Genomic DNA, 13,467 nt, shown 5'->3' with positions numbered 1-13,467 from the left:
CTGGGGACAGAGTCGCTGCCGCTGATAAGCGGGAGTATCTATGTGCGTAAACAATAAGTCATAATTACTTCACAAAACTTTATAAAATGTAACAAAAACTTAACAACTTGTTCATAATACCACAGGGGGCTCTTAAAATCAAGTGGGGTTTATTGGATGGGAAAAAGGCTTTTGTGACAGTTGGCCGGAAATGTCACATTTGATGGGCAATATGATCAATTCCTGTAGGCAAATTCCAGGGAAATATGATAAACTATAGGTGTATACTCGGACAGTATGTGTCAAAAGAGCGAAAAGGAGAGGTAAAAGGTGAAGACATTTGTTGAAGATGTATTAAAAGGACAGGGTGACAATTATATTTTCCCATTCTTTTGGCAGCACGGCGAGAGCGAGGACGTTCTGCGTGAATATATGAAAGTGATCCATGAATCCAATATTGGCGCGGTGTGTGTGGAGGCGCGTCCTCATCCGGATTTTGCCGGGCCTCGGTGGTGGCACGATATGGATATTATTTTAGATGAAGCCAGGAAGCGGAATATGAAAGTGTGGATTTTGGACGACGCCCATTTCCCCACAGGCTATGCCAACGGATTGCTGCCACAGAAAGAAGACAGCCTGTGCAAACAATATCTGGCTTATAACTGCGCGGATATTTACGGCCCAGTAGCGGAGGCGTCCCTCCATGTGGCGGAGCTGGCCCACTACGCGCCGACGATCCATGATTTTGTTAATCCCATTTTTGATGAGCAAAATCCGAGAAAATTTGACGATGATCAGCTTTTTGCTGTTGTGGCTGCCAGAGTGCTGGAAGGGGACACGGTGAGCAGGGACACTGTGGTGCTTACCGATAAGGTGAAAGACGGATGGCTGGAATGGGACGCGCCGGAAGGCGTATGGCGGATCTTTGTGTTTTATCTGACGAGAAACGGCGGCGGAAAAACAAATTACATTAACATGCTTGACGCGGATTCCTGCCATGTTCAGATCGAGGCTGTGTATGAACCTCATTACGCCCATTATAAAGACGATTTCGGAAAGACTATCGCCGGTTTCTTCTCCGATGAGCCGGCGGTTGGCAATACGAAAGGTTTTGCCTTTGACGAGTCCATCGGGCGGAAAAAGATGCATCTGCCATGGAATAAAGATATGAATGCCATGATGGAAGAGCGACTCGGAAAAGATTATGTGAAAGTTCTCCCTGCCCTTTGGACGGCCATGGATGATGATCTGGAAACCGGCCGGACACGCTACGGATATATGGACGCCGTGACAGAGCTGATCTCAAAAAGCTTCAGCGGACAGATTGGTAAATGGTGCGAGGATCACGGCGTGGAATATATCGGCCATATTGTGGAGGACGGCGGGCAGCACAGCCGTCTTGGAAGCAGTATGGGCCATTTCTTCCGGGCCATGAAAGGACAACACATGGCCGGCATTGACGACATCGGCAATCAGGTGATTCCGGGAGGGGATTATAACCGCCGGCTAGACGGTTTCGCCAAAGGCGGGCAGGGTGAGTTTTTCCACTTTGAGCTTGGGAAACTGGGCTCGTCCTATGCCCATATTGATCCGAAAAAGCAGGGAAGGGCCATGTGCGAGATTTTCGGCGCCTACGGATGGAATACCGGCGTAAAGACAATGAAATATCTGGCGGATCATTTTCTTGTGCAGGGTTTAAATTATTTTGTACCCCACGCGTTCTCGCCGAAAGCATTTCCTGATCCGGACTGCCCGCCTCATTTTTACGCCCACGGGGAAAATCCCCAGTACCGCCATTTTGGAAAGCTGATGGCGTATATGAATCGGATGTGCCATCTGTTTAACCATGGCCGCAGCGTTGTTCAGGCGGCGCTTCTGTATCATGGCGAGGCTGAGTGGAGCGGCGGCTATATGTTTGATCAGAAACCGGCAAGAGAGCTTATGGAACATCAGATCGACTTTGATATTGTTCCGGCGGATGTGTTTGCCTTTGGGGAGTATTTTAACACTGGCCTGACACCGGCGGGGGAGAAGGAGGGAATGGCCCTTCTTGAGATTAATGGCAATACATACAAGGCGCTGGTTCTTCCTTACTCCCAGTTTATTACCCAGGCGGTGGCCCGGTTTATTATAAAGGCCCAGAAGGAAGGTTTTCCTGTAGTGTTTGTTGACGGACGCCCTGAGGGAATCTGTGATGTGCCTAAGGAGGTGTCTGCAGAACTGATGAGAGAGATGGAAGGCTGCGGATGCGTGGCAGCCCTCTGTGAACTTGCCGGCTGCCTTCAGGGGAAGGGTGTTTGTGAGATTTCCCTGGATCAGTCATTTAAACGGTTCAGATATTATCACTATGTCCAGGATCAGGCACATATATATATGTTTTTCAACGGGGATCCGGGGCAGTGTTTTGACGGCACGGTGACCGTGTCGGCCGCAGGTCCTGCTTTCCGTTATGACGCCATGGAAAACCGGATGTATAAAGCAGATGTCAAAGATCTGGGCGGGGAGAGCCGGATCACTCTTAAACTGGCTCCTGGCGAGAGCGCTGTGTTTATCTTTGACGAATGTGTGGATAACCTTCCGGAATTTTATACCGGTAGTGGACGAAACCGAAAGGTGGAAGGTCCGTGGCAGGTTTCCCTGTGCGAGACGAAACAGTATCCCGACTTTAAGCCTCTGGCTGTGGTAGATGAACTTCATGATATCGGCCGGCTGGCCAGAGATTTCTCCGGATTTATCCGCTATGAGAATACATTTACTCTTTCCGGCGACAGTGATCTCCCGGAAAAATTAGTCATCGACCAGGCCTATGAAGGCGTTGAAGTGTGGGTCAATGACAGCTACGCAGGTATGGTGATCGCTTTGCCTTATGTCTTTGATATAAAGGATAAGGTGAAAACCGGGGAAAATACACTGCGGATTGAAGTGGCCACAACCCTGTACCGCAAAGTCAGCGGCATGGAAGATAAGAACAATCCTTTCAGAAATCCGCCCATTGTTCAGGAACCGATAGGTATTATCGGAGATGTGCGAGCCTGCGTGTATTGAGTACACAGGCGGGGCTAAAATCCCGCATATGGTTGGTCTTGAGAGACTGGCTGTATGCGGGATTTTTTTGTCATAGGAAACTGCGTTCCCTATGACATGGTCAGATAACGGTTTGCAGTCAATGTGTGCAGAGATGAGCGATCCAGCCTGCCGCCCGGAGATTGCAGGAAAAGTTGAAAATATGGAGCAATACGATACTATTTTCATCGGCTTCCCTATCTGGTGGTATGTAGAGCCGAGAATCGTGGATACCTTCCTGGAGAGCTATGATTTCTCCGGCAAGACTTTGATTCCTTTCGCAACTTCCGGAGGAAGCGGTATCGGCAAAGCAGAGAAGAGCCTGAGAGAACACTGTTCAAAGGCAAACTGGAAACGGGGAAAACTGGTAAACAGCGGAGCGGCTGCACGGTCAAAGTCCGTTCTGGGAGAGTGAGGCGGCTATGCCAAGGGGGTCTGAAGAATTAACGAACGCAAGAAAAGAAGAAATCTTTCTGGCACTTTTGAAACGGGAACATGATGCCTGGATTGCGGATATAGAAGAAATGATGTGCCAGAATACTTCCATAGATGCGGAAGCATTTGCGGAAACGATGGCCCGTATTTTGGAAAAACGCGGCTGTATGCTGAAGCTGATGTCCATGAGCATTTATGATATGGAAGTCAACAGCAGGCTGGAAAATCTGTTAGATTTCAAAAAGTCTTACGCAGGAGCTTTTGATGCTTTGGCCGGATGTCTGGAAAAGTTTTTCCCTGTCATGACAGATAAGGACAGGAAGGAGTTCCTTTATAGTTTCTTTCCGTTTCTGTTTGGAATACATCCATTTACTACTCATACAGAAAAGCAGTTAGCAGCTATGAAACAGGCAGGGATAAAAGAGGGTGACTGTACGATTTTTGAATTGGCAAAGCCTTTTTTGCTTCGGTTATTGAAATCCTTTTTATAAGATGCGATCTAAATCAATGATATCAGGAAACGGAAGAAAATAAAGAAAAAGACTGCCCCATGAGAAATTTCATTCCTCAGGGACAGTCTTTTTCTTTGGAGAAGGTATTTTTTGTTTCATATGGGGTGTAACAAAAAACTATATAATGTATTGGGGGGGTTTACGGTTATTATAATACCATGGGAGGCAAATAAAGTGTCAACAAAGATGGAAAAAATTTGAAACACTTTCTATGCAAAATGCCGTGAGGGTAAAACAGGAGTTTCTTTTGGGTATGTGACAAAATATACAAAAATCAGACAAAAACAGGTTCCATATCTTTTAAAGGGGGATTATTTCGATTATAATAAAGTGTAATTATCTGCGGACAAAAGACAGGAAGGTGCGAAAAATGACAAGAGAAGAACAGCAAAGATATATGATTTCCATATTGGAGCGGATCGTGAATATTCCCAGCCCGTCAGGGTATACCAAAGAGGTTATGGATTTTCTCACGCAGGAGGCGTGGGCTATGGGCTATCCTGTGGAACATAATAATAAGGGCGGTATTATTATTAAAGTGGCCGGAAAATCAGGGGAAGTTCTTGGCCTTGGCGCCCACGGGGATACCCTGGGGGCAATGGTGCGGTCGGTCACAAAGAATGGTTGTCTGAAGATTTTTCCTGTGGGCGGTTATATGATGTCTACCATTGAAGGGGAGTACTGTAAGATCCACTGCCGCAGAAACGGAAGGACTTACACAGGGACAGTGCTGACCACAAAACCGTCCGTCCATGTATATGACGACTGCCGTACCCAGGAGAGGGTGGCTGAAAATATGGAGATCCGTATTGATGAGATCGTGGAGAGCGACAAAGAAGTGGAGGCGCTCGGCATCGGTGCCGGAGATTATATCAGCTTTGATCCAAGATTTGAATATACGCCCAGCGGCTTTATCAAATCACGGCATCTGGACGACAAAGCCAGCGTGGCGGTGTTGATGACTTTCCTGAAATATCTCCATGAGACAGGGAAGCAGCCGGAAAAAACACTGAAGATTATTTTTACCAATTATGAGGAGATCGGCCACGGCGCCAGCTTTATACCGTCGGATATCCAGGAGTTTCTGGCGGTGGACATGGGGGCTTTGGGGGACGATCTTACCGGGAACGAGACAAAGGTGTCCATCTGCGCCATGGATTCTTCCGGGCCCTATGATTATGATATGACCAACCGGCTGATCCAGATCGCCGAAGAATTGGGACTTGGCTATGCGGTAGATATTTTTCCTCATTATGGTTCCGATGTTTCTGCGGCTTTGCGTGGCGGCAATAATATCCGCGGGGCGCTCATCGGCCAGGGGGTTCATGCCTCCCATGGTATGGAGCGCACCCATATCCAGGGGATGATGAATACTCTGGCGCTGATCAAAGGCTACACAGGACTGGAGGATGACCATGATTAACGCGGTAATCTTCGATATGGATGGGGTTTTAATCGACACAGAAAAATATCTGGTTCGATTTTGGGTGCAGGCCGGCAGAGAAGCAGGATTTGACGTCCGGCCGGAGCATGGACTTCTCATCCGAAGCCTGGCCGGGAAATACGCCGGCCCGCTGTTGAAGAAAATCTTCGGGAAAAACTTTGATTATCCGGCGGTGCGGGCACGGAGAAAGGAACTGATGGCCCGCCATATCGCAGAAAATGGCCTTGAGAAAAAACCTTTTGTGGATGAAACCTTGGACGCACTGAGATCTATGGGGATAAAGACGGCGGTGGCTACAGCTACCGATCGGGAGAGAGCCAGAAAATATCTGACACAGATCGGCGTCCTGGATAAGTTTAACAAGATCATCTGCGCAGATATGGTGGAAAATGGCAAGCCGCAGCCGGATATATACCTGTACGCCTGTAGTCAGATCGGCGAGGTGCCAAAAAACTGTATGGCCGTAGAAGATTCCCCCAACGGCGTTCGCTCAGCGGCATCGGCCGGGCTTGTGACGGTCATGGTTCCGGATCTTACCCCGCCTGACGATGAACTAAAGGCATTGATTCAGGCAAAGGGAGAAAGTCTTAAAGATATTCCGGAAATTGTCAAAAGGATCAATGGACGGGATATGGATTTTCAGATATGAGAAAAGGCAGCCAACGTTCGGCTGCCTTTTCTTTGGAGAAGGTATTTTTTGTTTCATATGGGGTGTAACAAAAAACTATATAATGTATTGGGGGGGTTTACGGTTATTATAATACATGATCTTTGGCGGGAAGTGTTCACAAAAATCTTTTTTTTTGGAGGATGTTTTTGTGCAAAACATGAGAACGATATCACAAAAGATTTTTTTGCTGGATATTTTTGTGTAATCTATGAATTTACGGTTTTTTAAAAAGGAAGGTTTTGGGCAGATAGCCACAAATGGCCGTCGTTTGTGGGAAAATAATAAGGTTTCAGTCTGCCCGTTCTCTTATTGTTGAACTGTAAAAAAAGAAAAAGCAGCCAAATCCGAACGGCTGCTTTTCCTTTTTGGAGAAGGTATTTTTGTTTCATATGGGGTGTAACAAAAAACTATATAATGTATTGGGGGGGGTTTACGGTTATTATAATACTGAATCTTTGGCGGGAAGTGTTCACAAAAATTTATTTTTTTAAAGAATGTTTTTGTGCAAGCTGTGAGCGGACAAAAACAATATTGTAGAGAATGGCAAGTCTTTTTTCTTATAAAACCATTTTTTAAGAAAAAAGTGACAATAATCGGGAATAAATAACTGTCAGATTCAAATGATATGGCGGATCTGGCGCCCCGGCTTTGGAAATAAAACTGGGAGTGTTGAATATTTCAGGAATATACTTTAATATGGAAGATACTATTTTATAATATTTCCGGAGATGAGAAAATGAAAAATCAAAACAAAGGGGCATACAACATCTGGCAAAATACCGCTTTTATGTTAAAAACTGCCTGGAAAACCCGAAAAAGCGTTCCGGTGCTTGGGGTTCTTTTGGCGGCGGCCACTGCCGGACAGTCGGTGGCTGAGCTGCTTGTGGGGCCGGTACTGCTTATGGAAGTGGAGGAAAAAGTCCCTCTGACCAGTCTGATTTTGTCGATTTTGGGATTTACCCTGATCCTGTTTATTCTGGCCGGACTGGGCGCATGGCTGAAAGACGGCGGGTTTATCGGCCGGATTGCTGTGCGTATGAATCTGCTGCGGCAGATCGACAGTAAAGTGGCGGGAACTTCCTACCCGAATACCCTCGATACGAAATTTATTAACAGCCAGAGCAAAGCCTTAAAGTCCACATCGGCCAACAGGGAGGCAACGGAGGCTATATGGACCACATGGACAGATATTTTGACCAACATCTTTGGTTTTATTGTCTATCTGACTCTGCTGTCCGGCCTTCATCCTCTGCTGACTGTGGTGGTGATCGCAACAACGGCGGCCGGTTATTGTGTCAATAAGCGGTTCAACAGTTGGGGGTACCGCCACCGGGAGGAGGAGTCTGCCTGTCATGAGCGGCTGGCCTATATTCACCGCGTTTCAACCCGGCGCTCCTATGCCAAAGATATCCGTGTTTTTGGTCTGAGAGACTGGCTGGAAGATGTGTGGGATAAGACAATGGGGCTGTACCGGGCATTTGTGGCCCGAAGGGAGGCAGCATATTTGTGGGGCAATGCTGTGGATCTTGTGCTGACATTTGCCCGCAACGGCATTGCCTACGCCTACCTGATTACCCTGACATTGACTCAGGGGCTGGCGGCCTCGGAATTTTTGCTCTATTTTAACGCAGTCAGCGGATTTACCCAGTGGGTGACAGGAATTTTGGAAAAATTTTCCCAGCTTCATCTTCAAAGTCTGGATATTTCCGCTCTGCGGGAATTTCTGGAATGGCCGGAGCCTTTTAAATTTGATGATGGCGAGCCCCTGGAGGCGGACCCGGAGAAATCATATGAACTCTGCCTGGATGATGTGTCCTACCGTTATCCTGGCAGCGAAAAGGATACTCTGTCCCATATTTCTCTCACGATTCATCCCGGAGAGAAGGTGGCTATTGTAGGATTAAACGGCGCGGGAAAAACCACCCTGGTGCGGCTGATCTGCGGTTTCCTTGACCCTACACAGGGGCAGGTGCTGCTCAACGGACGGGATATACGAAAGTATGACCGGAGAGATTATTACCGGATGTTTTGTGCGGTGTTCCAGGATTTTTCACTGTTAGAAGCCAGTGTGGCCCAGAATGTGGCCCAGCGGGTTGACGGGATTAATACTGACAAAGTGTGGAAATGCATTGACCAGGCCGGGCTGACTCAGGTTGTCAGGGATCTTCCCCTGGGGATTGATACTCCTGTGGGGCGTCAGGTTTTTGAGAATGGCGTGGAACTGTCCGGTGGTCAGACCCAGCGCCTTATGCTGGCCCGTGCATTATATAAAGACGCGCCCATTCTTGCCCTGGATGAGCCTACAGCGGCCCTGGACCCTATCGCGGAAAATGATATTTATATGAAGTATTCCAAGATGACCCACGGACGGACATCCCTGTTTATTTCCCACCGGCTGGCATCCACCCGGTTCTGCCACCGGATTCTGTTTTTGGAACATGGAAAGATTGCTGAAGAAGGCAGTCACGAAGCGCTAATGGACGCCGGTGGCGCTTATGCCCGCCTTTTTGAGATTCAGAGCCGGTATTATCAGGAAGGAGGGGGAACTCATGAATCAGGAAAATGAAAAAATATCTTTCACAGAAGCTATCAGATGGCAGGGGCGTTCATGGAAGGTTCTGGGGAGCCTCTGTCCGTCCTTGTTTATATCGGGCATTTTATATGAGGTGTCTAACGCCGCCATTCCTCTGGTGGAAGTGTGGCTGTCTGCCCGTATCCTTAACGAGCTGGTGTCGGAGCGGGATCCCCGCATCCTTTTTCGCCTGGTTGTTATCCAGCTTGTATCTTCTGCAGTTCTCGCGGCGGGGCGGGCTCTTCTGCTTCGTTGGAAAAACTATGAGGAAGCTGTCTGTAGTCAGGGTGTGGAAAAGATTTACATAGATAAAATGATCGGAATGGATTTTGAAAATATAGACAGCCAGTATGTGTACGATACCTACTCTCAGATCTGCCAGTCGGACAACTGGGGCGGCTGGGGGCTGAAAGACAGCATCTACAGGACGGCCCAGATGGCCGGGCAGTTGGCCCGCATTGTGGGCGGCGTGGGCCTGTCTGTCACGTTGTTTGCCAGCAAAGTTCCTGTGGACGGAGGCTATGGATGGCTTAATCATCCCCTGTGTCTTGTGGTGATCCTTGGTATACTTCTCTTTGTGACGCTGTTCTCTTTTGTATGTTCAGACAAAGCTAACGGGTGCGTGGATAAAGCTTCCGGGGAGATTATGCTCTCCAATCGTTTTTTTGCCTTTTTTGGAAATATGTGTACAGAGCGGGAGAGGGCGGCGGATCTGCGCGTTTATGAGCAGCAGGAAAATGTGTGCAACCCTTATATGGAGAGGATGGATATGTTTCGGCGGGGCGGAGTGCTGGCGAAAACTTTTGCCGGCCCTATGGGATTATGGAACGGCCTGTCCGCCAGCCTTTCGGCAATACTGACAGGGGCTGTCTATCTCTTTGTTTGTATGAAAGCCTGGGCCGGGGCATTTGGCGTAGGCTCCATTGCCCAGTACGTTGGGGCGATCACCAGTCTTTTCCTTGGTCTGACAAATCTCCTAAGATCCCTGGGGGTGATGCGGTTTAACGCCGCTTATCTGAAAAATACTTTTGCGTTTTTGGATATTCCTGACAAAATGTATCAGGGTTCCCGGCCTATTGAGGGAACTGCGGATAACAGGACTGCTGCAGGTAAGGGGCTGCCGGATCAGCCGGCGTCCAATAAAGAGTTTGAGATTGAATTTCGGGATGTATCTTTTAAGTATCCGGGAAGCCAGGATTATGCCCTCAGACATGTCACTATGGCATTTAAAATGGGCCGGCGCACAGCGGTGGTTGGGATGAATGGTTCGGGAAAGACTACATTTATCAAGCTTTTGTGCCGGATGTACGATCCGACTGAGGGGCAGATTCTTCTCAACGGCGTGGATATACGCCAATACAGGTACAGCGATTATATCCGGCTGTTTTCTGTTGTTTTTCAGGATTTTGTTCTCTTTGCCCTGCCTCTTGGGGAAAATGTGGCCGGAGTAAAAGATTATGACCGGGAACGGGTGAAGGAATGTCTGGAAAAAGCCGGTTTTTCCCGGCGTCTGGATAAAATGCCCGACGGTCTTGACACCTATCTGTATAAAGATCTGGATAAAGAGGGTGTGGAAGTTTCCGGAGGTGAAGCGCAGAAAATTGCCATTGCCCGGACTCTGTACAAAGACGCTCCTTTCGTGATTCTTGATGAGCCGACGGCGGCTTTGGATCCTGTGGCGGAGATGGAGATTTATAGCAAGTTTAACGATATTATTGAGGACAAGACGGCAGTTTATATCAGCCACCGCCTGTCCTCCTGCCAGTTCTGCGATGAGATCCTTGTGTTTGACCAGGGCCGTATCGTTCAGCGGGGCAGCCATCAAATCCTTGTGGCGGATACAAAGGGCAAATATTGTGAGATGTGGACGGCTCAGGCCCAGTATTATCAGGACGGGGAACAAAAATTTGCCCCGCTCTGATGACGGAAATTGGTAACAGTTCAGCCATCAGGGATGGCGAGGGCTGAACTGTTACGGAAATTGAAAAAATTAAATGATACAAAAAAATTACAAAAAAAATAGTAAAAATAATAGAAAAAATGTGGGGACATGGGATAATTATTTATCAGATGTGGGAAGAATCCCGCGCCAAGACCCGCAAGCGGGGCTTGAAAATAGTTTAGAACGGCGGGTTAGAAGATGCGCCGTCCTGAACGGTTGCAGCAATTATTTCAGGAAATCAAAGGGGAGGACATATTAATGAAACGAAATATGAGACAATGGGTAGAAGATGTGAAGGCTGCACCGGTGAAAAAGCCGCTGCCGGTGCTTTCATTTCCGGGGATACAGCTTATGGGTATTACGGTGCGCCAGCTTATTGAAAGCAGCGATCTGCAGGCTCAGTGCATGAAAGCGGTGGCGGACCGGGTGGACACGGCGGCGTCCGTGAGCTTTATGGATCTCTCTGTGGAGGCAGAGTGTTTCGGCTCCACAATACGGGTGTCAGACGATGAGGTGCCTACAGTGATCGGGGCTGTGGTTAAGGATGAGGATGACGCGGGAGCGCTTAAAGTGCCGGAAATCGGCAGCGGCCGCACAGGTATTTATGTGGAAGCCATAAAAAAGGCGGTGGAGATGATTACAGACCGTCCGGTACTGGCCGGGGTGATCGGGCCTTTCTCCCTCACAGGAAGGCTTCTGGATGTGTCGGAGGCCATGATCTGGTGCTACGACGATCCGGATTCCGTTCATCTGGTTCTTGAAAAAGCCAGTGAATTTATTACAAATTATATTCTGGCCTTTAAAGCGGCGGGGGCCAATGGTGTTGTTATGGCGGAGCCTCTGGCCGGACTTCTCTCTCCAGCTCTGGCGGAAGAGTTCTCGGCGGAGTATGTAAAAAAGATCATCGACAAAGTTCAGGAGGATGACTTCATTGTAGTCTACCACAACTGCGGAAACTGCACCATTCAGCAGATTGATTCCATTGTGGCCACTGGCAGCCCTGTTCTTCATTTCGGCAACGCTATTAACATGAAAGAGATGATGTCCCACATCCCGCCCCATATTGTGGGCGCGGGGAACGTTGACCCTGCCGGGGAATTTAAAAACGGCACACCGGAGTCTATCCGGGAAAGCACCTTGAAAGTGCTGGATGAGTGCAAAGATATGGACAATTTTGTCATCTCCTCCGGGTGCGATATTCCGCCCATGTCCCCATGGGAGAATATTGACGCTTTCTTCCAGGCGGTAAAAGATTTTTACAGTGGGAAATAATATATTGATAATAATTCAGCCATGAATCCGGTATTCCCGGCGCCATGGCTGAATCAGTACACAGATTTACCGGAATTGCTTTGGAGTGATTCCGGTATATTTTTTAAATACTTTTGAAAAATAACTCTGATCTTCAAAACCTACCGATACGGCGATATCAATAATGGAGAAGCTGCTGTTGGCCAGCAGGCGTTTGCTCTCTTCAATGCGCACCTGGTTCAAGTATTCTTTAAAGGACATCCCCATTTCCTTTTTAAACAGTGTGGAAAAATAGGAGGCGTTAAGATGAACCTGATTGGCCACAATATTTAATGTGAGAGGTTCGCTGTAGTGCTGGCTGATGTAGCTGACCGCCTTTTTCATAAGATCCCGGTTTTTAATATTGCTATGGCTTAACAGGTTGTTGGCGAACGTTTCTACAATGTCCTGGAGGATGTAGCACAGGGATTCATAGGTCTGGCACTGGGCGATCTTGTGGATAAAGCCAGTGTTCAGATGGAGGATGGGATCGGCCATCCCGCCGGCTTCAATGGACGCCCTGGACAGAAGAGCGCAAAGCTCCAGGGCCCGGGATTTAATGGTTTCCAGCTTCCCTCCCTCTGCGAAGAGAACGTAGCCTAAAAGATCGTTGAGAATCCCCTTGGCCTGGGCCACATTGCCGTTTTTTACCTTGGTGATCAGATCATTTTCTTTTTCTACAGGGTAGGAACTTGTATCCAGAATGTGGTTTTTGTAGCTCTGGATGCTCTCGTTGATCTGAGACTGCTGAGAGAGGCGCTTCTGCTTTTCCAGGAGGATCTGGCGGCTCTCGTTCATGAGGTTGGAAAATAGGTAGTACAAAAGCTTGCTGACCTGACCGGCGGTGTGGGGTGTGATTACAGGAATATTCTGCGCCTCGTCATAAAGTTCCAGAAGATCGCTGGTAGGGATATCCGGGTAACGCCGGGACAGGTCTGAGAGCATAATAGCGTCCGGGGCGTTTAGAAGAAACGGGCCTACAAGGACAGAGCCGAAAAGGGATTCTTTATTCATCAGCGGGAAAACGATGTGATTGAGCCCCGCCGGGCAGGTGAAAATGTAGGTTTCTCCCAGGGATATGGAATAGCGGCAGGCTTTCAGATGGACGTTTTCACACATATCGTCAGATTTGGCGTATTTGCGGAAAATAGCGCAGTAGGCACAGCCTGAAGTGTCCGGATCCAGGGCATGTCCCTTGTCATCAAGTATCCGCACAGGCAGTCCGGTACAGCAGTGGAAGGCAGTGAGCATTTCATTAAGTTTTTTCTGGTCGACAACTGTATATAAGTAGGGGATCATATTGCATTCTTCCTCTGGTAAAAATTTTGAGATATACATAATTATTCTTGGAAAAATTATAGCATATTTTCGGGAAAATTGTAAATATATCAGATCGAAAGATAAATAATCGGGCTGCGGAAATCCTTTTTTTTGTCTGGAAATTTTGCAAAATAATTGCCGATATTCTGTAAAAAATTCCACGGAAGTATTTGGGATATGTTATAATAAATTTAACGTAATAGTTCAGGACGGCGGGAAAAAAGATACAAGTCAACAAAA

General features: G+C 47.8%; 9 protein-coding genes. 8 read left to right on the top strand and 1 reads right to left on the bottom strand.

The window, feature by feature from the left end; all coding sequences use genetic code 11:
* Window positions 1–309: 309 nt before the first annotated feature.
* From HNP82_RS05320 to HNP82_RS05285, 8 genes are all read left to right on the top strand, one after another.
* The gene (locus tag HNP82_RS05320) at window positions 310–3,024 is read left to right on the top strand and encodes a glycosyl hydrolase family 2 protein (RefSeq protein WP_183772269.1); all 2,715 of its coding nucleotides are present in this window, start codon (window positions 310–312) and stop codon (window positions 3,022–3,024) included.
* A gap of 91 nt (window positions 3,025–3,115) precedes the next feature.
* Window positions 3,116–3,457 (top strand): flavodoxin, encoded by a 342-nt coding sequence (locus HNP82_RS05315; protein WP_183772267.1) that lies wholly within the window; start codon window positions 3,116–3,118, stop codon window positions 3,455–3,457.
* A gap of 7 nt (window positions 3,458–3,464) precedes the next feature.
* Window positions 3,465–3,968: a TetR/AcrR family transcriptional regulator gene (locus HNP82_RS05310; RefSeq protein WP_183772265.1), complete on the top strand. Its 504-nt coding sequence runs from the start codon at window positions 3,465–3,467 to the stop codon at window positions 3,966–3,968.
* A 391-nt stretch (window positions 3,969–4,359) separates the two neighbouring features.
* Window positions 4,360–5,412, top strand: coding sequence for a M42 family metallopeptidase (locus HNP82_RS05305; protein ID WP_183772263.1), 1,053 nt, complete (start codon window positions 4,360–4,362; stop codon window positions 5,410–5,412).
* Window positions 5,405–6,082, top strand: a complete 678-nt coding sequence (locus tag HNP82_RS05300) for an HAD family hydrolase (RefSeq protein WP_183772261.1) — start codon at window positions 5,405–5,407, stop codon at window positions 6,080–6,082. Before HNP82_RS05305 ends, HNP82_RS05300 begins: the two co-directional genes overlap by 8 nt.
* 757 nt (window positions 6,083–6,839) lie before the next feature.
* The gene (locus HNP82_RS05295; RefSeq protein WP_183772259.1) at window positions 6,840–8,669 is read left to right on the top strand and encodes an ABC transporter ATP-binding protein; all 1,830 of its coding nucleotides are present in this window, start codon (window positions 6,840–6,842) and stop codon (window positions 8,667–8,669) included.
* Window positions 8,653–10,596 (top strand): ABC transporter ATP-binding protein, encoded by a 1,944-nt coding sequence (locus HNP82_RS05290; protein WP_183772257.1) that lies wholly within the window; start codon window positions 8,653–8,655, stop codon window positions 10,594–10,596. Before HNP82_RS05295 ends, HNP82_RS05290 begins: the two co-directional genes overlap by 17 nt.
* Window positions 10,597–10,875: 279 nt before the next feature.
* On the top strand, window positions 10,876–11,889 hold the full coding sequence (locus tag HNP82_RS05285) for a uroporphyrinogen decarboxylase family protein (protein WP_183772255.1): 1,014 nt from the start codon (window positions 10,876–10,878) through the stop codon (window positions 11,887–11,889).
* 66 nt (window positions 11,890–11,955) lie between these two features.
* Here HNP82_RS05285 and HNP82_RS05280 read toward each other — a convergent pair whose 3' ends face one another.
* Window positions 11,956–13,206: an AraC family transcriptional regulator gene (locus tag HNP82_RS05280; protein ID WP_183772253.1), complete on the bottom strand. Its 1,251-nt coding sequence runs from the start codon at window positions 13,204–13,206 to the stop codon at window positions 11,956–11,958.
* Window positions 13,207–13,467 lie beyond the last annotated feature (261 nt).

Source organism: Catenibacillus scindens, from assembly GCF_014202115.1.
In the GTDB taxonomy this organism is placed as follows: domain Bacteria; phylum Bacillota; class Clostridia; order Lachnospirales; family Lachnospiraceae; genus Catenibacillus; species Catenibacillus scindens.
The sequence above is the reverse complement of the archived record's forward strand: the minus strand, read 5'-3'. Positions and strand labels throughout refer to the sequence as shown.

Coding starts and splice junctions, on each gene's coding strand:
- HNP82_RS05315 (WP_183772267.1), top strand. CDS start 3,116: ATGACATGGTCAGATAACGGTTTGCAGTCAATGTGTGCAGAGATGAGC.
- HNP82_RS05310 (WP_183772265.1), top strand. CDS start 3,465: ATGCCAAGGGGGTCTGAAGAATTAACGAACGCAAGAAAAGAAGAAATC.
- HNP82_RS05305 (WP_183772263.1), top strand. CDS start 4,360: ATGACAAGAGAAGAACAGCAAAGATATATGATTTCCATATTGGAGCGG.
- HNP82_RS05300 (WP_183772261.1), top strand. CDS start 5,405: ATGATTAACGCGGTAATCTTCGATATGGATGGGGTTTTAATCGACACA.
- HNP82_RS05295 (WP_183772259.1), top strand. CDS start 6,840: ATGAAAAATCAAAACAAAGGGGCATACAACATCTGGCAAAATACCGCT.
- HNP82_RS05290 (WP_183772257.1), top strand. CDS start 8,653: ATGAATCAGGAAAATGAAAAAATATCTTTCACAGAAGCTATCAGATGG.
- HNP82_RS05285 (WP_183772255.1), top strand. CDS start 10,876: ATGAAACGAAATATGAGACAATGGGTAGAAGATGTGAAGGCTGCACCG.
- HNP82_RS05280 (WP_183772253.1), bottom strand. CDS start 13,206: ATGATCCCCTACTTATATACAGTTGTCGACCAGAAAAAACTTAATGAA.